The following is an 18,307-nucleotide window of genomic DNA, read 5'->3' as shown; positions in this document are numbered from 1 at the left end:
ACATATAAACACATCCTGTCTAAATAGACTGTTATGAAAAAAATCCAAGTGCTAATACTTGCTGGGATTTTAGCAACAATTATCTGGGGTGGGTTATTTGGAAACACTGCTTCATCGCAGCAAGTGGAGTCGCGCATCAACAACCTGGAAGCGGACTTTAATCGTGTCGAGTCGCGGTTAAACCAGATAGAGTCTCAACTCGGTCAAAGGCGCCAGTCACCATCCCGAAGAACAACACTTACCCCACGACAGTCAACTGGTTCCAGAGGGAACTTATCGCAGCAAGATCAGATGTTTGATCGGCTGGCAACTTTGGTGGTTGAATTAAAGCAACAAGTCAATAAATTAGAGGAGCGAGTTTCTAAATTAGAAACACGCTAAATATTTAAATTACCCGTCAGGTTGCTCCAGAACAAGGGGATTTTGCCCCAAGTCTGATCAAGCTTGATTTTGTGCAGTTTCTACAAAGAATTGGTGTAAGCTGGCTTCAACTTTCCCAGGAAGTTAAGCATGGTTGAAACCACAGCATCCGGCGACTCAATTAAGAAGCCATGACCCCCACCATTGAGGACTACAAGTTCAGCTTTGGGAATGCCCTGAGCAAGTTGCTGGGAAAACTTTAGCGGGGTGAGAATGTCTTGTTTACCAACTATAACTAGGGTAGGACAATGAATTTGTTGAAGGCGATTTGTTGTGTCAAAGTCAAGCATGGCTCGGCTGTGATCATAGAGTGAATGAGTCGCAGGCGGGAAAGGATATCTGATTGCAAATTCGATCAGACCTTCGATCATCCCAGGAATCGAGTAGAACGTATCTGTAAATATCCAGGGTAATACGACTTTTTCATAAAGTTTTAGGTCTACATTACCGCAGAGGTCGCCCCAAGTTTCAATGATGCTGTTGAATAATTCATCACCCTTTGCCAACGATGAAAGTAGCATCAGACTGTGCACCTTTTCAGGATGTGCTAACACTAACTCTTGAGCTATCTGACCACCCATTGAATGACCTGCTAGATGCACCTTATCGATCGCAATGTGATCGAGCAATCCTGCAACGTCACTAGCCATCTGTTTCAGACTATAGGGGCTTTCAGGAGCAGAACTTCGTCCCATCCCTCGGTTGTCCAAGCGAATAACTTGATACTGCGAAACCAGCGATGGCATAATTAGCGACCAATAGGCATGATCACAAAGGAAGCCAGCTATTAATAGCAAAGGCTCACCCCTTCCCTTAATGTCGTAGAACAAATCAATCCCGTTAATCTGAACCTTGGGCATAGTCAATAATTCTGCTAAACCTTACTTTTAAGCAGCGATGGACAAGGCTACACTCCTAGGGCTTAAATCTCTCGTCCACCGGAATTTGATAGCCGTTGGCGAGGCGATTGGTCATGTTGGCAGTGGCTGCGATCGCCATTACTTCCCCGAACATGGTATCATTCATCCCCTTGGCACGCGCCGCTGCTGTGTGCGAGGCGATGCAGTACTCACAGCCATTCGTCGCACTCACGGCGATATAAATTAGCTCACGCATCAGTGGATCAATCTCACCAGGGCTAATCATCACTTCCTTCACCGCTTGCCAAGTTCGTTGCAAGGTAGGGGGATGGTTAGCTATAGCTTTCCAAAAGTTATTGATATAGTCATTTTGGCGGGTGGCGCGGATGTCGTCATATACTGCCCGGACTTCCTTGCTGGCTTCTTCGTATTCAATCAGCTTAGTCATGTTTATAATGTTTTTACCTGCGAACATTAGCGGTGATGAAATTCCACCTCTTTCTCTAGAATCTTAATATCATAGTTGCCAAAAAAATCGTGGCCCAGTAAGCCGATGCTTGCTTTGGGTGCGATCGCTACCTGAAGATTATTGGCTGTAATTCCACCTACTGCAATAGATTTTACCTTACTGGTTGGGAATTCTACTTGGCTACCATCGGCAATTTGAGCTTGCATTGTACCTGTAGCCTGGAGTTGAAGTGTATTCGCCATACTTAGAGTGATAATGGTTTCACTGGCACCTGTATCTACAATCATTTCAAAGGTTTTTTTGTCATTGAAGGTGACATCAATCACAGGAGTTCCACCAAAGCGGCGTTTGACTGGGACTCGAAAAACTCTGTTGTCTGAAGGTGCGACTATATTACCACAGAGGCTTCCCAATCCAACGGTTTTACCAGAGGAGGTTACCATGTAACATACTCCTGGATCGTCAGCTATTGCCCGATAAAAGAATGTTAAAAATATTAGCGTCGGCATCAGTCCGATCGCAGTTAAAGTCATGATTTTTATCTGATTATTCATGTTATCTTATTTTTCAATCTTTTAGACATTTATTAATATTTAAAGTACTTATAATAGGTTCAAAGTTTATTACTAATATTCTCGATGATGTGGATATTTTCAGGACAATTATGAATAATTTATAATTATTTGTGGAGATATTCTACTTTTTCCATTTATTTTTATCAGATCAAATTATAATTTGCTCAATATATATTAGCTATAATTACTAATTAATAAATTAAAGATTAGGTAAAGACTCCATAAAACTACTGAGAGTTTATAGTGGTTCTCACTTCGGTGCAATACAGTCACAACCTCACCCCACATTTAGGCACGCAAACACTCCTCTCTCCTTGCTAAGGAGAGGGGTTGGGAGTAAGGTTGAAAAATCTACTTCATGCAAACGAGAACCGCTATATTTATGAAGTAAATATTAATTAGCTTACTCAAAGGTTGCTGCTGCATGTACAGCAGTTGCGATCGCATTTTTAACAGCAATATCCTTTCGTTCTAAGATGATATTTTCACTAACAGTACGCCCAGCTACTACACCAGAAATAGCTGCTGCTGCAAAATTATACACTCCTGCCATTTTAAATAGTGTGCCGCATTCCATCTCATAATTTAAGATATTCAAGCGCCGATATTCTTCTGTGATGCCATGCAGCGATCGCATTAAATTTGGATTCGCTGAATCAATACGTTCTTGTCCTTCGTAAAAAGTATCAACTGATGCCGTAATTCCTACGTGATATTCAACCTCTAATTCTCGCGCGGCTTTAACTAAGGCGACTGTGAGAAACGGATCAGCTACGGCTGGATACTCCACAGGTGCAATGTCATTTGCTGCACCCTGGCGACACAATGCTGCACTACTAATAACAACGCTACCAACGGTTACATCGGGTTGAATGGAACCACAAGTTCCAATGCGAATAATTTGCCGGATTCCTACTTGTATTAACTCATTGACTACAATACTCAATGAAGGCGCACCCATACCACTAGTAGCAGATAAGATGGGGCGACCATTTGGTAAGTATCCCACATAGCTATTGAGTCCGCGATTCTCCGATAATAAGCGCAAATCCTGCAAATAAGTTTCAGCAATTAGACGCGATCGTTCCGGATCGCCAGATAATAGAGCAATGTTGGGAGGCAATGAACCCAAATCATCTTGCCCAAAGCCAATGTGATAAAAGCGTTTACCAGTCATAGAATTGAGAGTAGCGATCGCCTTAACACAATACTATGCTAAGGCGATTTCTATTTTCCTAGAGTGAATTTCCTCCTTCCCATATCTGAAGTTGTCTTTCTGCCGCAACTATGCAATTGAGATGCTTGGGTGGATATAGAAAATGATCGTAGGCTAATGCCATCTGTCTAGCAGCTTCGGTATATGGCACTCGTCCGATTCATGTACCCAATCCAGGACAGGCAATAGTGTTAATTATTTGCTTGGCGCGTTGATTATGGTGTCGAACTGCCAGCAGCATAGCCCACATCGCTACATAAGGAATATCTGTCCCAGCAATTATCATGGGAACTCGCATAGTAGGTGTATGAGCCAAAAAAGGATGCTTGTGATCACCTGTTTCCACAATCATTGATGTTCCCACAGGTTGTTCACCCAAATAATCCTCAAGAATATGCTGCTGCACTCTTGCCATTAAGGAAGTACCGAAAAAACGGATAATTGCCGCATCTATACCACCATCCATCATTCCAAAAGAGTTAGCAGGGCTGACCATACAATCAAAATCTGGCAACCACTCGAAATAGTCATTTACTATTTCTACATTGGGTAAGTAATTAAAATGCTGTTGAAAGGCTGCACACAACAAAGAGTCGGGAGCTACCAATATCAGTTTCAAGCTTTTATTTCCTCCGCTTGAATACTATTTTAGCTCTCAGCTAAGGCAAACATCAACTCTCAACCCCTTCAGGGAATCCGGGGTGGGCAAGATGCCCAGCCAATACATAAGTCGATAGCACTACGAAAAAATATGACATTTGCGTAATTCGGATGCAAATTCAACTAGTCTATTTTGCGAGGATCTAAATCATCTTTCCCATTTAGCGAATCACTACTATCTAGTTGATTTGTTAATAGATTGGAAGCCACTACACTATTTCTTAAACCACTAATAGCTAGTTGGTTTGGCAACATATTTAAACTATCTATATCAGTTGATAATTCATTAGTAACTGGTTTAGATCCAGGATTATCTCGGTTACCACCTGCTATTTCTTCTGCTTTACCTATAAAATCCTTTGCAAGTCTTTCACTAAATCCAACGACAAAAGCTATTACAAAAATCATAGACCTTTGTTGGTCTTGAGATGATTGTTGTGGGGAAGCTTGATTGAGTTTCAATACATTTGGATTAATAATCATTAATAATACTCCAGAGTTAATCAAGGCTAAAAACAAAACAGCAAATGCTCCTCCGATCATTGGTTTAAAAGCACCAACAAGAAATGGAGTTAGTGGATCAGAATATTTCTTCTTCTGAAATTCTTCAATTCTAATTAAAATACTGATAATGCTACCTAATGTTCCTGCCGAAATAGCTAAACTTAGTTGGAGAAGAAATTCGTTATACTTCTCATTTACAGATTGCCTTTTGCTATATTGTGCATTCAATTCAGCAAGGTTACTATTTAGTATTGTTAGCTCTGTACTCTTAAACTCTGTATTCTTCTGTGAGATTATACCTAATTCTTTAATTTCATCTTTGCTTTGTTTCAATTTATTAACATCATTTTCAGAAGGAGAATTTAGGTTTTTTGATTGATTTTGTTGTTCAGCTTTATTTTGAATTTGCTCTACGCGTTTATCTGTATATCTTTGAATATCTTTTATTTCATTTTGTAATGCTTTCTTACTTATATTATAATTATTGTTGTTGTAGTAATTAATAATTTCTGAAAAAATCCAAAGTCCTGTGATAGAAGAAGAAGTAATTCCTCCATATATAAAAACGGCACTTATCAGTCCAAAAATTACTTTAGTCGTTGTTGATGGTGAACGGTGGACTGATAAAAACGGGTTGATGATAAATCCTGTTAGAGGATGCTCATATTTGCAAACAATTTGTTCAACGTCAACTCTAATAGCTTGAGCAATATTGAGATTCGATGACGATTCCCGCAGAGCTTCTATTGCAAATATTAAAGCTTTAGAGAGTTCGGTTAGTTCTCTTTGAATTTTATCCCGATTATCAGGTAGAACTAATCTCGGTATTTTGTCCCACCAAATATTTTGTGGTGTATTTCTATTGAGGAGTTTTTGAAGTCTATTAAACAAGATAATTATTTGAGAGATTTCTTTTCCTGCTGCGATTAATCCTTCTTGTTTAATTGGATCTGCAAAACTATTTAAATTATTTTTATAAAAATCTTTTATAAGTGCCTGAATAAGTGTCCTACTTTCATCTAAATTCCAATCATTCTCAGTTATATTTTGATTAGAAACCATTTTGCCTCCAATTATTTTCTAAAGTTTATAGACGTTGAATAGGGCTAGTGAATATCTGTGAGTTGGTTTGAGGAAATTTCCCAAGAGACTCAAATACTTTATTTGTGCTTAGTTGCTGCTTGTATCCATTATTCCCTCTTTAGCATGGAATATAAGATTGAACGTGAATAGTACTCTCAAGGGTACTTTTTGTGTAGACGCAAAGCTGTTTGTCACCAGATATCGCTGCGGTTATTCTAGGTATATCAATTTCACAGGTGGCATTCCTATTATTCCCAGAATCGCTTATTCGGTAAACTGAGTTAGACACTCAGGAGCTTTTTGTGCCTACTTTGACAACCCTGCAACCTGGAGATGAAGTATCGTTGGAAGCATTTCTCTTGCAACACACTGATACATGCAGAGGAGTTGGAATTACTCACCGAATGGTGTGCTGCTTATAATGTGGAAACTTTAGGACAAACAGATACTTCCAGTTTACGTCCAGCTTGCCGTCTCGTAATTGAAGCACGTCAAACTACGGCTATGCATTGGGTTTTAATAGCAAAAGATACTACCGTATCTTACTCAGCCTTTAATGCCAGCCCACCTGATATTGTGCAAATTGGTGGAGTGTGGACACCGCCAGCCCTGCGCGGTAAAGGCTATGCCAAAAGTGTAGTAGCAGGTTCATTGTTATATGCGCGATCGCTCTTAGTAAAACGTGCCATCCTGTTTACAGGTGATAATAACCAAGCAGCCCAAGCAGTTTATCGAGGAATTGGCTTTTTGCCTTTATCAACTGAAATGGAATCAACGCGAGTGCATCTGGTAAAGTCGCAATTCGCTTGTGGTTTGGGATTGCCACGCTCCGCTTGCAATGACAGAATAGCGATCGCACATTCGCACATTTATAACTTCCAAATTTTGACTTAAGGGACTGACAAAAAATAAATTATCCAAAATTATTTGTACATTTGTAGGGGATCTTGGCCAAGATCCCCTACGATGGGATGTTTTTTTAACTGGAAGTCCCTAATTTCCCACAAGTTTGCTCTTTTGTGAATAGTCTGTATAGCCTTGAATATTTTCTGGTTCAAATTGACGCAGTACGCGCGTAGCTTCGCGGGTTAAATCCTCGTTCCCAGTAACTACAATTAGGTATTTGCCAGCATTCAGACGGTTACGATAGGGTAAAGCATCGCCACTGCCAACTGTTGAGCCGACTCCTCCACCGATTAAAGCAGCGCCCAAGGCACCAGCTATAGCTCCTAAGATCCCAGCAAGAAATTCATTGCCAAATCGAGCAACCTGGGGAAATATTTCAATCTTTGTGAGATAGTTGAAGGCATAGCCTGCAAAAAATCCAAAGGGTACAAGCCACCATAAGAGCCGAGTTGATTGTTTGCGGGCTTGCTTGTCGGGATTAATTAGTCCAAATTCATCAGCACTTAGATAACCATCGCCTAAAATATTCACTTGTGAAGTTGGCAAGCCCGCTTTTTCTAGAGCAGAGTTGGCGGCTTCTGCTTGTATTCGATCTGGTAAAACTGCAACAAGATAATTCATAAGACCTCGCGGAAAATATTTAAGATGAAGTAAACAATATGTAGACACCTTACTGGCATCTACATACTAATCCGAGAGCGATGAAAATTTATATTTATAGCAATTGGTTCTCCTACAATTGCTCTATCCCGGTAGTGGTTAGGTAAAATTGAGCGATCGCATTATTTGATCACTTGGCACTTCTAGTAGATTGAGCTGTAAGGGCGCGAGCGTGTTGCAAATGCTCCTCCAGAGTCGGCAAAGTTTTATTTGCCCAAGCCTTCAAGTCCTGATCCTGTCCTTGATCTGCCTCCCGCTGGAATAAGGATACAGTTTTAACATGATCCTTAACCATCTGGTTCATGTATGCTTGGTCAAAGGTCGCGCCAGAAAGCTTTGAGAGATTAGCCTTCACTTTCCTATTCTCACGCCCGATGCTTTTTGGAAGAGTGATACTTTTCTGGGCAGCTAATTCTTTAAGTTCATTGTTTGCCTGAGTATGATCTTGAACCATACCCTGTCCAAACTGTTTCACCTCATTCTTTAGCGCCCGTTGCGAAGCCAACTGCCCAAGCTGTACTTCTGCCATACCGCCCCTAGCAGCTTGGGTAACAAATTGTCTATCTGTAGAACTGACAGCATTCTGAGTTGCTCTAGTTGGAGTTTGATTTGACTGAGCAGTGGTTATATTTTGTCCAGATGCAGCGGTAAATGCGCCAATGGCTACAAGCGCAGCCATAATTATTTTTTGTTTGCTCATAACTGAAATTTATTCCTTGGTAAAGCTGCAATCTGTTTATAAGGCATAAATTCTATTTCCCAGTCTTATGTCTGCATTTGGCTTTGGGGTGGAAAGCCATGTTTGATTCTGCCTTCATCAGCATCAAACTGCTTAGAACTTTTGAAGAGTTCAAAATGCCCATCGGCAGCATATTGGGCGCAACGATCGCGCAATGCCTGCATCGGTTGAAAGCCACGGGCGATTGACCTGCCATTAATTTTTTGTAATTAAAAACACTTAGTTTTTGCCAATTTCGTCCAACAAATACATTTCTATAAATAATTCGTAATTAATAATTTAATTATTAATTACGAATTACAAATTAGTAATTAGTTAAAGGCGTGATAGTGTCAAAAACTAATTGTTTGTGGCTTAAAACTAGATGCAATTTCCCAATAACTCACCTGGTTAATATCCACCTGAAGTAAAGCAATATCGGGTTCATCCAGTCCTTTAGGAAACCAGGTTTGAAGTTCCGGCTTCCATAGTTCTCGCATCTTGTTGCGGTCTTTCACGAGTTGTGATGTACCTGAGATAGAAACGTATCGCTGCTGTTCAGGTGATGAGAAACTAATATTGACCTGCTCATGTTGTTCAATCTCAGTCACCTTATGGGAACCAGAATAGGTAAAAAACCAGAGGATGCTATCAGACTTAATCTCACCGCTCTTTGACATGGGGTAACTATGCAAACTTCCATCATCATCGACTGTGGTAAACATACCATAATCAATATCTTTGATTAGTTCACGCAGCTTTTGAATTTGTTGATCGCGGTCTGTAGAAGTTGCCATTGTTTGTATTTTTTTCTCTATTTACTTTTTTTCGGCTGTAATTTTTGATTACAACCAGGTTTAAGAATCGTAAAGTTATTTTTTAGTATTAACGTTTTTAGTTTAAATTGCGTGAGCCTAGAGATGGAATTGTCCTAAAATTAGCTTTTTTAGTTATATCTATAGAGATATTGTTTGAGAGGGACTGTTGTGAGCATATAGAACTTTTAGACAAGGTGAGTTTTGTGCTTATTTCTTTAGACAGAAATTTTATAAATTTTGCACTAAATTCAAACTGCCTCTGTAACTTTAGGGCGATAAATCTCCTATTTTGGGGCTACCGCTTTCCTGACTCACGGCAGCAGCCCAATCAGGAGCATTTCCAGACTCTGGCTGGAAATGATGTTTTAAAGGGGTTTTAGCTTAAATCTTGTAGTTTGATTTATTCTCGCCGACTTATGTACTGAGAAAGCATTCAAGCATTTTGAGAAAGTCAAATGCCATTTTGCTTGCGGAAAACACCAAAATGAGTAAGTAAACTGGGGCTTGAGAAAGTCAAATGCCATTTTGCTTGCGGAAAACACCAAAATGAGTAAGTAAACTGGGGTTTGAGAAAGTCAAATACCATTTTGCTTGCGGAAAACACCAAAATGAGTAAGTCAAATGGCATTTTGAGAAAGCATTTAAGCCTTTTGAGAAAGCATTTAAGTATTTTGAGAAAGTAAACAGGCATTTTGATAAAGCAATTAGGCTTTTTGATAAAGTAATCAGCAAATATACCTGACGATTAAAAATCATAGCTGCACATAGCAAGATTCCATTCGCCCCTAGCGTCCCATAGGGAAGGGTACAAAGCCGACGCTCAGATAACTCAAAATAATATTTATCATATGGATTTTTGAATAAAAATATAAAATCAAATAAATTCTGCAACTGTGAAATTTTATATGACACCCAGCAGCGATCGCTCTGGATATTGCTAAATTAACAAAGTAAATAAAAATCACGTTTAGCTAGCTGCGATCAATAATGGTATCTATTTGTACTTTGCGGTACGCTTCCTATTCATAGCACGCTATGCATTTTGGCAAAATTTGTACTTATGATAATCCAGACCGGAATTGTTAATTGCTAGCTTGTATAAGATACTCGTGATCATTTAACCATTAACTACATTTAGAGGTTGAGAATGGCGAGTACATCCAACGTCCAGATTACCATCGCCCTCCAAGAGCCTGATTTAGATGACGATGAACTGCAAGCCCAAACGCAGAGACTATTGCAACAGATGCTGGAACTGGATGAAGTAGAAGACGCTAGTCTTTTCCGTGAAGCAGAAGCACCAGCAGGGAGCAAGTCACTAACAGGGCTGGCTGTGGGTTGGCTAACAGCGCAGGTGAATGCCAAGAATATTAAAGCACTGATGGGATTTTTAGGCGATCGCCTTGGTAATAAAACCATTGAACTAGAAATTGAGTCCAATGGCAAGAAACTGAAAGTAAAAGCCAGCAGTCGGCAAGAGTTAGAAGCGGCAATTGAGGCAGCACAGAAATTCGTAGCAGGGCAGAGTATTTCAAATGGCTAAAGTAGCATTGCTAATTGGGGTGAGTGAATATGAGCTTGGGTTAAACCCGCTACCGGCTGCTGTCAAAGATGTTGAAGCATTGCAGCAAGTGCTGTCACACCTAGAAATGGGCGGCTTTGCTAAAACAGATATTATGGTGCTAAAAAATCCCCTCCGTCAAGATATGGAGGAAGCGATTGAAAATCTGTTTGCAAATCGTCAGAAAGATGATTTGCTGCTTTTGTTTTTCTCTGGTCATGGCATTAAGGATGATACTGGCAGACTTTATTTAGCAACGCGCACCACACGCAAAACTACCAGAGGTGATTTAATTCGCTCATCCGCAGTACCAGCTAGTTTTATACACGAAAGTATGAGCCGCAGCCGTTCTAAGCGACAAGTGGTGATTCTCGACAGTTGCTTTAGTGGCGCTTTTGCTGAAGGTTTATCAGCCAAGGATGACGGCACTGTAAATATCCGTGAACAATTAGGAGGTGAGGGGCGGGCTGTTCTCACATCATCCAGTTCAACTGAATATTCTTTTGAGCAGGAAGGGTCAGACCTCTCAATTTACACCCGTTATTTAATAGAGGGAATAACAACAGGTGCAGCAGACCTAGATGATGATGGGTTTGTATCAATTGGTGAGTTGCATGAGTATGCTGGCGGGAAAGTCAGAGAAATACAGGCAACGATGAAGCCGGAGATTCATCCTGGCAAAGAAGGTTATACAATTCGACTGACAAAAGTTCCTCAAGGTGATCCCAAGCAGAAATATCGCAAAGAGGTAGCGCGATACAATAACCGTGGAGAAATTCCTTTTGTAGGCCGCAAGATTTTAGATGCACTGAGAAATCGTTTGGGACTATCCGAAGTAGAAGCAACTACAATTGAAGATGAAATGTTGGCAAGTTCCCGTCAGGAATTTAAAGGAAAATTACAGCGATATGAAAGAGACTTCACTGAGGCACTCCAGCAGAAAATAGCCGTCAGCGCAGATGATCTTAATTCACTAAGACAGAATCTTCAGCAAATATTGGGGCTGAGGAATGAAGATACAATGCAAATTGAGGCGCGGGTGACTGCACGAATTGCAGCCTACAAGCAGCATCTACGAGAGTATGAGCAGGCATTATCTGAGGCAATGCGACAAGAGCATCCTGTCAGTCAAGCTACTCGCCAGCGGTTGCAGCAGATGCAGCAGGAATGGCAACTCACTAATAAAGATATAGCTTTCCTTGAAAGCCTTGTTAGTGCTGAAATAGAGGCATATCGGCAAAAGTTACAACAGTATGAACAAGCATTTACCACAGCAACGCAGCAAGAATATCCTCTGAGGGAAGCAAAGCGAAATGAGCTACGACAACAGCAGCAAATCTTAGGTTTGAAAGATGAAGATATTGCCCCAAGAACAGAGCGAATTACTGCTGAGATTCAAGCGTACCAGCAAAAATTGCAGCAGTATGAGCAAGTGTTAACTCAAGAAATTCAGCATGGATACCCGTTTGGTGAGGAGATTCGTAAAGAATTAAAGCGATATCAGCAGGTTTTGGAACTCAGAGATGAAGAAGTAGCACGAATTGAAGAAAAAGTTATTCGACAAAGAGATGTAAATCAACCCCCGACCCAGGCAAAAGGTGAAGGTTCTCAAGCAATTCCTGTGGGCTTGCCTAACAAATTGCGCCTATTTGTTGGCGGGAGTATTTTTGCTGTGTTTGCTGTAGTTATAATAATCTCTTTCATACCAAAAATACCAGAGTTATTACAAAATACAGAATCTATAGCTGGCAGCTTTGATGTTAAAGCAAAAGACCAAATAAAAAAATAGGTGCATTAATGGTTAAGATAAAATTATTTTGTCAATATGTTGAGCCAAGCCAAATTTTAAAACTAAATCCAAATGAAACAATCTATTTTTATATTAATGATATTAATACTAAGAATTCTTATGAAGACAATGATGGTAATGTTACAGTTAAATGGAAGATGGTAAAATAAAAATTATTATCCCAAGTTGCCAAAGACAGTATTATTTGATTGAATATCAAGATTGCCATCAACTATGCCTCGCCCCGGAATTACAATCCGCAGAAAGATTATGGAAGAGCAATAAGTTTTTCTACCTAAAAAAATTTTTGGACAAACCGGACATCATCGCCCCATTCATAAGGATATGTTTGTAGGGTACAGCAAAGCTATGCCTACGACCTGACTTTTCCCGTTATCTCTTTGACAGAGCGATCGCTTACTGTACTCCTATCCTAAAACCCTATTTTCTTGTCATTTATTGTCATTAAAATTAAATTGTTGAGAATAAAATATAGTATAAAACCCTTACTATTTCGTTGTTTCACGACTTAACGAGAAAAGTTAGATGCCTACGACAGGCTGTGCCTACGCAGGTATTCATGGCTCCACTGTTCAATAGCTTTAGAAGCTGTAGTGCTTATTATGCATAGCTTAGAGCTTTTCTGAGTGTGATTCGACCATAGTTATTATATTTGCGATCGCTAAATTTGTACCCTCAGAGTGAGCCTCTTCATACCTCTAGCAGGAGTGTAATGTTCCATTAAGCACCTACTATGAAGAACTAGGAAATCAAATCGCAGTATATCTGCCTTTTAAATTATGGACTGGAAGTATAGGTGGAAAAATGGATCTCAGCCAAGCCGAGATCAAGCGGTAAAAAACCCTCATTTGTTAGATAAGAGTCAGTTCGAGAACGAGCAAGACCGAAAGCTAGCTGAAGAATCTGCAAGGAAGCATTTGGGCATACCTGCACCAACTTTAGATCAGGAGCAGTCAATATTACCTCGTGCAGCTTCGCCTGATGAAAATTTTTTATAATAACACCATTTTCAAAAATCTTTGCAACAAATAAATTGACTGTCGCGGCATACAAATATATGCCTCTAAGCATCTATCCTTAGCAGGAATTTCGTGAAATAATATAACGCTTGGGCATTTTCTGCCTATGTACGCTCCGCACTATTATAAAATTTGACAAGATGCAGATTTATCACCTTTTCAATCGATTAAACAATAGGAAATTCACTAAGTTACTGACTCAGACTGTAGCTTTAGGCGTAGGTGCTATTGTTCTACTCTTAAGTACTAATGCTAATGCTGCCGAGCAAGTTGTTTTAAAGTATGGTACTTTTCAAGGGCAAATATCTGTTCAAGAATTAAGTGAGTTTACAGAAACTGGCAAGACTACCCCGACGTTAAGAGCTTATTTAGACGCGGCCAAACAAGACCCCGCAGTAGCTCGTAAAGCACTGAAAGCCCCAATAAAAGCCGATCCTGCCTTTTTAAATAGCTTACTATCTGGCTGGGCAGGGCCAATTTTAGTTGACCAAATTGGTGAGGTAGTTCACCCTCCCACAGGACAACTAGATCAGCAAGCGCTGCGAAGTGCTTTGAGTACATCTATTAAACAAAATGGTGAAGTTACACTGCTTGGAGCGATTCAGAATTATCCAAATACTTCTGTTGAACTTGAAGGAGATCGCCTAATCGCTGTTTATGAACGCCTAAGCAATCTTACAAAACTCTTATGAGGGCTACTTAGAGAAAATATATAGGACTCATATTTGATTTTTCAAACAAACGTAGTGGCGTGACATGGTGCAATAGTCGTAGGGTGTGTTATGCCCTTGGCTAACGCACCGTTTTTATGATCCTATTGCGGTGCGTTAGCCTAACGCTATAACGCACCTATGAGACTTAGATTTATTTCGCGGTGTCCAGACCCCCGACTTCTCATAGAAGTCGGGGATCTAACTTTTTACGAATGATTTAGGATTGCTATAGTTAATTGTGATCATATCACTGGTTTGGGGCCTCAATAGTCGTAAAGTTTAGTCATGATCAGGATTAAGTTAATACTGATGAGTCTATCTTAGGGTTCATACCCTGTTACTTAGAAATTCCCTAACCTAAATGTAGAGTTAAGTCTAAGAATAGGGAAAAGATTTGTATGACAACCGATGCTCCTAGAGATATTAACAAGAATTTTAATGGGTCACTGATAACTGGTGTTCTCCTGAGTATTTTCGGAGTTATTGCGATCGCAGTGCCTAGTCTCTCGACCATATTCGCCGAGACTTGGACTGCGCTGATTTTGATTTCCGTAGGATTTACAAAACTAGTTTATGCCACTCAAACCCGCCACAGAGGAGGTTTTATTTGGAAACTTCTATTGAGCGGACTCTATATTGCAACCGGCATAATGCTGTTTGTCTATCCTTATACGGGTGTTCTGACACTGACTCTGTTGCTTGGCACATTTTTGCTGACTGAAGGCACATTCGAGTTAATTCTGGCATTCCGGTTACGTCCGCAAGAGAACTGGACGTGGGTACTAGGTGATGGCATTATTACGCTGGTCTTAGGCGCAATGATTTGGTTCCAGTGGCCCTTCAATGCACCCTGGCTTCTTGGGACACTAGTTGGTGTCAGCATTATTTTCACTGGCATTTCACGCGTGATGCTATCGTTGAATGCTCGTTCTAACTTGAATCCTCCTGACCAAACTGCAAAAGCCACTTAGTACAGCATTTGATTAATTCGTAGCGAATTAAATTTGGCAATCCGTTGCAATGTTAATGCAGCCCGATACAATGCCAATACGTCGGCCGCATTGTTAATGCACCCTAACACGATGCCAATGCGTCCCGATACAATGCCAATGTATCTCGATACAATGTTAATGCGTCGGCTGCATTATTAATGCGTGCCGATACAATGTTAATGCGTTCCCGTGCATTAAAAACGTTACTGTTTTACGCAAAACTGTAGTTAGTAGATGGGGAATGGGGAATAGGGAATAGCAATTACCAGTGCCCCATGCCCAATCTTTAATAGTCAAAGTTTATCAGACATTGCAGCAGCGATCGCTCTGAATATTGCTAGATTAACTAAGGAAATCAAAATCCAGACCAGCTAGCTGCAATCAACAATGGTATCTATTACTACTCCCTTCTCGGATATTCAAAACCATTGGGCACGCTTATTTATTACAGCCTTAGCCCAACGTGGTATTGTCAGTGGGTCGCCTAATGGCACATATCGCCCCGATAACTCACTCACTCGTGCTGAATTTGCCGCCATCATCGCTAAGGCATTTCCCACAGTTACCAAGAAGCGGCAGTATATCCCCTTTGTTGATGTACCTACTAATTATTGGGCAGCAGCCGCCATTCAAGCAGCTTACGAAAAAGCATTTCTTAGCGGGTTTGCTGATAAAAGTTTCCGTTCCGCTAACCGAATTACTAGAGTAGAAGTCTTAGTTTCCTTGGTAGTAGGCTTAGAAATTGCCAGCAAGCTAAAACCTGACCTCCTCTCAGCACTCCCAGAAATTTATCAAGATTCTGTTCAGATTCCTGGGTATGGTAGAAATCACATAGCTATTGCCACCAGCGCTGGATTGGTGGTTAGTTTCCCAAATGTGAAATTACTCAATCCTAATCTCGCAGCCACCCGTGCAGATGTGGCAGTGATTATTTATCAAGCTTTGGTGTATTTAGGTGAGGTAGAAAAAATTCCCTCTAATTATCTTGTGAAGCCGCCAATACCGATACCAATACCAACGCCAACGCCAACGCCAACACCAACGCCAACGCCAATACCAATACCCACACCCACACCTGTCGGTAGCGTTAGGATAAATCATAGTCGAGAATTCCGGGGGGCGTGGGTAGTATCTGTGTGGAATGGTGATTGGCCTTCCAAAGCCGGACTTTCTGTTGCCCAACAAAAAGCTGAACTCAGCGAGATTATTAGTAAATTACAAGCGCTAAACTTCAATGCCCTCATCTTTCAGGTGCGACCAGAGGGAGACGCCTTATATGAATCTAAATTAGAGCCTTGGAGTGCTTGGATTACAGGAACTCAGGGTCAAGCACCAGAACCATTTTATGATCCTTTAGCGTTTGCGATCGCAGAATGTCATAAACGCAATATTGAACTTCATGCTTGGTTTAACCCCTACCGCGCTAGCACTTCCACCGACCCAGCCAAAACAGTTCGTCCTCACATAGCAGTTACCAATCCAGAAAGCGTTTATTTGTGGAAAACTCAACGCTGGATGGACCCAGGACTGAAAGTAGTTCAGGACAGAGCTTACAACGTAATTATCGACGTAGTGAAGCGCTACGATGTTGATGGCATTCACTTAGATGATTATTTCTATCCATATCCCATTGAGGGACAGTCTTTCCCTGATAACAAAACCTACGCTGCATATAAAGCAGCAGGTGGTACATTCAGCCTTGGCGACTGGCGACGGGACAACGTTAACAAAATGGTACAACGCCTCTGGCAGGGAATTAAAGCAACCAAACCCGATGTTAAATTTGGTATTAGTCCCTTTGGGATTTATCGCCCCGGACAACCCGCTGGGATTACTGGGTTGGATGCTTACAACGTGCTGTATGCTGACTCGAAGAAATGGTTAGAAGAAGGCTGGATTGATTATATTGCGCCTCAACTTTATTGGCGCACAGACCAACCACAACAAAGTTATTCAGCGTTGCTAAAGTGGTGGACACAGGTAAATACAAAGCAAAGACACGTTTACGCTGGTAATAATTTGACAGAACCAAGCAACAAGAGTCGGGAGAGTGATGAGATTGAAAAGCAGGTGAAAATTAGCCGTAGCCAAGCTGGACAGTTGTCACTGGGGAATATCTTCTTTAATCTCGCTGTTTTGACGGAAAATAGTCAGGGCATTGCTGATAAATTCCAAAGTCTGCTTTATAACAAACCTGCGCTACCTCCAACTTTGTCTTGGCAGAATACAACACCACCCCCTCCACCGATTGGATTACAAGTTACTAACCGCAAACTGAGTTGGCAGCCTGGTGATAATCAACCAGTTCGTTCCTGGACACTTTATCGGCAAACTGGCGATACTTGGACAATTGGGCGAATTTTGTCTGCTGGCACAACCTTTGCTACTGTCCAACTAGCGGGAACCTATGCCGTGTGTGCGGTGGATAGATTGGCGAATGAGAGTGTGGGAATAGTTATTACAGTGAGTTGAACAAAAGTGCTGTCTATGAGTGCGATGCCTGCGGTGGGCAACGCGATCGCTATTATGCTGTTGTGTGGTATGTCTGCGTTGGCGTAACCCGTCGTACCCTTCTCTACGAGAGGCTGCGCCAACGGGAAACGAGCTACGCGTAGCATCTGGCAGAGAAGACATAGCATCTTTAAATATTAGTGCAAAGTAATCAACCTGAGCCAGTTAAGGTCGATTGGATAGTCAGCCTTTTAGCGCTCTTCTATAACTCTCACGAGATAAAAATCAGAAACCTTTGTTGTCATTAGTTTTTATAAATCTAAGAGTAGGTTGGGTTGAGGAACGAAACCCAACACCAAGAATCCTTGATTTTGTTGGATAACACGAAGTTCAACCCAACCTACAATATCAGGCGATGGCGTAGCCCAGAGCAGGCATCGCACTTTTGATCTCAATGTCTGAGCCGTCCCCCCTTACCAAAGCTATCGTGTATACACAAGTCGAATTACCCCCCTTAATCCCCCCTTATAAAGGGGGGAAATAAGAAATCTTGTAATCCTCCCTTATAAAGGCGGAAAATAAGAAATCTTGTAATCCCCCCTTATAGAAACCATTTGGGATCTATTTTTCCGTCTGCAAGTCTTGTGCAAAGCCGGATTTCATACTTTTGCAGCAATTGCTCTATGATTTCCCACCCCCTGGTTACTAGGTTGTTTAAAACAGCCTAGTAACCCTTATATGTTTAGAAAAGATCCCAAATGGGTTCTATAAGCAACAGATATAGCAACCGCCAGCGTGGTTAGGACGCTAAGTGCAAGACATACTCCATCGCATCACGTAGACAATCAAACTGGTCAAGTTGCTTGCGAATC

General features: G+C 41.0%; 20 protein-coding genes. 9 read left to right on the top strand and 11 right to left on the bottom strand.

Going from position 1 to position 18,307, the window contains the following annotated elements; genetic code table 11:
• The first annotated feature begins 33 nt into the window (after positions 1-33).
• Complete coding sequence (locus tag V7K49_RS20685; protein ID WP_273762736.1) at positions 34-381, top strand: hypothetical protein; 348 nt, start codon at positions 34-36, stop codon at positions 379-381.
• 80 nt (positions 382-461) lie between these two features.
• Here the strand turns inward: V7K49_RS20685 and V7K49_RS20680 are convergent, their stop codons facing one another.
• The 6 genes from V7K49_RS20680 to V7K49_RS20655 form a co-directional block, all read right to left on the bottom strand.
• Entirely contained in the window at positions 462-1,280 is an 819-nt protein-coding gene (locus V7K49_RS20680; RefSeq protein WP_335207193.1) for an alpha/beta fold hydrolase, read from the bottom strand.
• A gap of 55 nt (positions 1,281-1,335) precedes the next feature.
• The gene (locus tag V7K49_RS20675) at positions 1,336-1,728 is read right to left on the bottom strand and encodes a carboxymuconolactone decarboxylase family protein (protein WP_335207191.1); all 393 of its coding nucleotides are present in this window, start codon (positions 1,726-1,728) and stop codon (positions 1,336-1,338) included.
• Positions 1,729-1,754: 26 nt separating this feature from the next.
• Positions 1,755-2,303: a retropepsin-like aspartic protease family protein gene (locus V7K49_RS20670; RefSeq protein WP_335207189.1), complete on the bottom strand. Its 549-nt coding sequence runs from the start codon at positions 2,301-2,303 to the stop codon at positions 1,755-1,757.
• Positions 2,304-2,727: 424 nt separating this feature from the next.
• The gene (locus V7K49_RS20665) at positions 2,728-3,501 is read right to left on the bottom strand and encodes a nucleoside phosphorylase (protein ID WP_335207187.1); all 774 of its coding nucleotides are present in this window, start codon (positions 3,499-3,501) and stop codon (positions 2,728-2,730) included.
• A gap of 199 nt (positions 3,502-3,700) precedes the next feature.
• On the bottom strand, positions 3,701-4,159 hold the full coding sequence (locus V7K49_RS20660; RefSeq protein WP_335207185.1) for a macro domain-containing protein: 459 nt from the start codon (positions 4,157-4,159) through the stop codon (positions 3,701-3,703).
• 164 nt (positions 4,160-4,323) lie between these two features.
• Positions 4,324-5,766 carry a hypothetical protein gene (locus tag V7K49_RS20655; protein WP_335207184.1) on the bottom strand — a complete coding sequence of 481 codons (1,443 nt, stop codon included), beginning with the start codon at positions 5,764-5,766 and terminating at the stop codon, positions 4,324-4,326.
• A gap of 354 nt (positions 5,767-6,120) precedes the next feature.
• Between V7K49_RS20655 and V7K49_RS20650 the strand changes: the two genes are divergently transcribed.
• On the top strand, positions 6,121-6,681 hold the full coding sequence (locus V7K49_RS20650) for a GNAT family N-acetyltransferase (protein WP_335207183.1): 561 nt from the start codon (positions 6,121-6,123) through the stop codon (positions 6,679-6,681).
• A 99-nt stretch (positions 6,682-6,780) separates the two neighbouring features.
• On the opposite strand, the gene V7K49_RS20645 is transcribed toward V7K49_RS20650, so the two are convergent.
• The 5 genes from V7K49_RS20645 to V7K49_RS20625 form a co-directional block, all read right to left on the bottom strand.
• Entirely contained in the window at positions 6,781-7,314 is a 534-nt protein-coding gene (locus tag V7K49_RS20645; RefSeq protein WP_334869674.1) for a hypothetical protein, read from the bottom strand.
• A gap of 169 nt (positions 7,315-7,483) precedes the next feature.
• Positions 7,484-8,053: a DUF4142 domain-containing protein gene (locus V7K49_RS20640; protein ID WP_335207182.1), complete on the bottom strand. Its 570-nt coding sequence runs from the start codon at positions 8,051-8,053 to the stop codon at positions 7,484-7,486.
• Between the two features lie 65 nt (positions 8,054-8,118).
• Complete coding sequence (locus tag V7K49_RS20635) at positions 8,119-8,256, bottom strand: hypothetical protein (RefSeq protein WP_335207181.1); 138 nt, start codon at positions 8,254-8,256, stop codon at positions 8,119-8,121.
• A 168-nt stretch (positions 8,257-8,424) separates the two neighbouring features.
• On the bottom strand, positions 8,425-8,868 hold the full coding sequence (locus V7K49_RS20630) for a pyridoxamine 5'-phosphate oxidase family protein (protein ID WP_335207180.1): 444 nt from the start codon (positions 8,866-8,868) through the stop codon (positions 8,425-8,427).
• Between the two features lie 534 nt (positions 8,869-9,402).
• Entirely contained in the window at positions 9,403-9,780 is a 378-nt protein-coding gene (locus tag V7K49_RS20625) for a hypothetical protein (protein ID WP_335207179.1), read from the bottom strand.
• A 256-nt stretch (positions 9,781-10,036) separates the two neighbouring features.
• Here V7K49_RS20625 and V7K49_RS20620 point away from each other — a divergent pair, with 256 nt between their 5' ends.
• The 7 genes from V7K49_RS20620 to V7K49_RS20590 all read left to right on the top strand — a co-directional run bounded on the left by V7K49_RS20620 (position 10,037) and on the right by V7K49_RS20590 (position 17,599).
• Positions 10,037-10,432 (top strand): hypothetical protein, encoded by a 396-nt coding sequence (locus V7K49_RS20620; protein WP_334869662.1) that lies wholly within the window; start codon positions 10,037-10,039, stop codon positions 10,430-10,432.
• Positions 10,425-12,239, top strand: a complete 1,815-nt coding sequence (locus V7K49_RS20615) for a caspase, EACC1-associated type (protein ID WP_335207177.1) — start codon at positions 10,425-10,427, stop codon at positions 12,237-12,239. The genes V7K49_RS20620 and V7K49_RS20615 overlap by 8 nt, the downstream gene beginning before the upstream one ends.
• A gap of 800 nt (positions 12,240-13,039) precedes the next feature.
• Positions 13,040-13,258, top strand: a complete 219-nt coding sequence (locus V7K49_RS20610) for a bromodomain-containing protein (protein ID WP_335207176.1) — start codon at positions 13,040-13,042, stop codon at positions 13,256-13,258.
• Between the two features lie 161 nt (positions 13,259-13,419).
• Positions 13,420-13,971, top strand: coding sequence for an alpha/beta hydrolase (locus tag V7K49_RS20605; RefSeq protein ID WP_335207175.1), 552 nt, complete (start codon positions 13,420-13,422; stop codon positions 13,969-13,971).
• A gap of 419 nt (positions 13,972-14,390) precedes the next feature.
• Positions 14,391-14,963, top strand: coding sequence for an HdeD family acid-resistance protein (locus V7K49_RS20600; protein WP_335207174.1), 573 nt, complete (start codon positions 14,391-14,393; stop codon positions 14,961-14,963).
• A 408-nt stretch (positions 14,964-15,371) separates the two neighbouring features.
• Positions 15,372-17,456 (top strand): glycoside hydrolase family 10 protein, encoded by a 2,085-nt coding sequence (locus V7K49_RS20595; RefSeq protein ID WP_335207173.1) that lies wholly within the window; start codon positions 15,372-15,374, stop codon positions 17,454-17,456.
• Positions 17,453-17,599, top strand: a complete 147-nt coding sequence (locus tag V7K49_RS20590) for a hypothetical protein (protein WP_335207172.1) — start codon at positions 17,453-17,455, stop codon at positions 17,597-17,599. The genes V7K49_RS20595 and V7K49_RS20590 overlap by 4 nt, the downstream gene beginning before the upstream one ends.
• Positions 17,600-18,307: the final 708 nt, after the last annotated feature.

It is taken from the genome of Nostoc sp. (assembly GCF_036919675.1).
Taxonomy (GTDB): domain Bacteria; phylum Cyanobacteriota; class Cyanobacteriia; order Cyanobacteriales; family Nostocaceae; genus Nostoc.
This window is presented reverse-complemented; position numbering and strand designations above follow the sequence as displayed.

Excerpts from the sequence above, each read along its gene's own strand:
- V7K49_RS20685 (WP_273762736.1), top strand. The coding sequence starts at position 34 with ATGAAAAAAATCCAAGTGCTAATACTTGCTGGGATTTTAGCAACAATT.
- V7K49_RS20680 (WP_335207193.1), bottom strand. The coding sequence starts at position 1,280 with ATGCCCAAGGTTCAGATTAACGGGATTGATTTGTTCTACGACATTAAG.
- V7K49_RS20675 (WP_335207191.1), bottom strand. The coding sequence starts at position 1,728 with ATGACTAAGCTGATTGAATACGAAGAAGCCAGCAAGGAAGTCCGGGCA.
- V7K49_RS20670 (WP_335207189.1), bottom strand. The coding sequence starts at position 2,303 with ATGAATAATCAGATAAAAATCATGACTTTAACTGCGATCGGACTGATG.
- V7K49_RS20665 (WP_335207187.1), bottom strand. The coding sequence starts at position 3,501 with ATGACTGGTAAACGCTTTTATCACATTGGCTTTGGGCAAGATGATTTG.
- V7K49_RS20655 (WP_335207184.1), bottom strand. The coding sequence starts at position 5,766 with ATGGTTTCTAATCAAAATATAACTGAGAATGATTGGAATTTAGATGAA.
- V7K49_RS20650 (WP_335207183.1), top strand. The coding sequence starts at position 6,121 with ATGAAGTATCGTTGGAAGCATTTCTCTTGCAACACACTGATACATGCA.
- V7K49_RS20645 (WP_334869674.1), bottom strand. The coding sequence starts at position 7,314 with ATGAATTATCTTGTTGCAGTTTTACCAGATCGAATACAAGCAGAAGCC.
- V7K49_RS20640 (WP_335207182.1), bottom strand. The coding sequence starts at position 8,053 with ATGAGCAAACAAAAAATAATTATGGCTGCGCTTGTAGCCATTGGCGCA.
- V7K49_RS20635 (WP_335207181.1), bottom strand. The coding sequence starts at position 8,256 with ATGCAGGCATTGCGCGATCGTTGCGCCCAATATGCTGCCGATGGGCAT.
- V7K49_RS20630 (WP_335207180.1), bottom strand. The coding sequence starts at position 8,868 with ATGGCAACTTCTACAGACCGCGATCAACAAATTCAAAAGCTGCGTGAA.
- V7K49_RS20620 (WP_334869662.1), top strand. The coding sequence starts at position 10,037 with ATGGCGAGTACATCCAACGTCCAGATTACCATCGCCCTCCAAGAGCCT.
- V7K49_RS20615 (WP_335207177.1), top strand. The coding sequence starts at position 10,425 with ATGGCTAAAGTAGCATTGCTAATTGGGGTGAGTGAATATGAGCTTGGG.
- V7K49_RS20610 (WP_335207176.1), top strand. The coding sequence starts at position 13,040 with ATGGACTGGAAGTATAGGTGGAAAAATGGATCTCAGCCAAGCCGAGAT.
- V7K49_RS20605 (WP_335207175.1), top strand. The coding sequence starts at position 13,420 with ATGCAGATTTATCACCTTTTCAATCGATTAAACAATAGGAAATTCACT.
- V7K49_RS20600 (WP_335207174.1), top strand. The coding sequence starts at position 14,391 with ATGACAACCGATGCTCCTAGAGATATTAACAAGAATTTTAATGGGTCA.
- V7K49_RS20595 (WP_335207173.1), top strand. The coding sequence starts at position 15,372 with ATGGTATCTATTACTACTCCCTTCTCGGATATTCAAAACCATTGGGCA.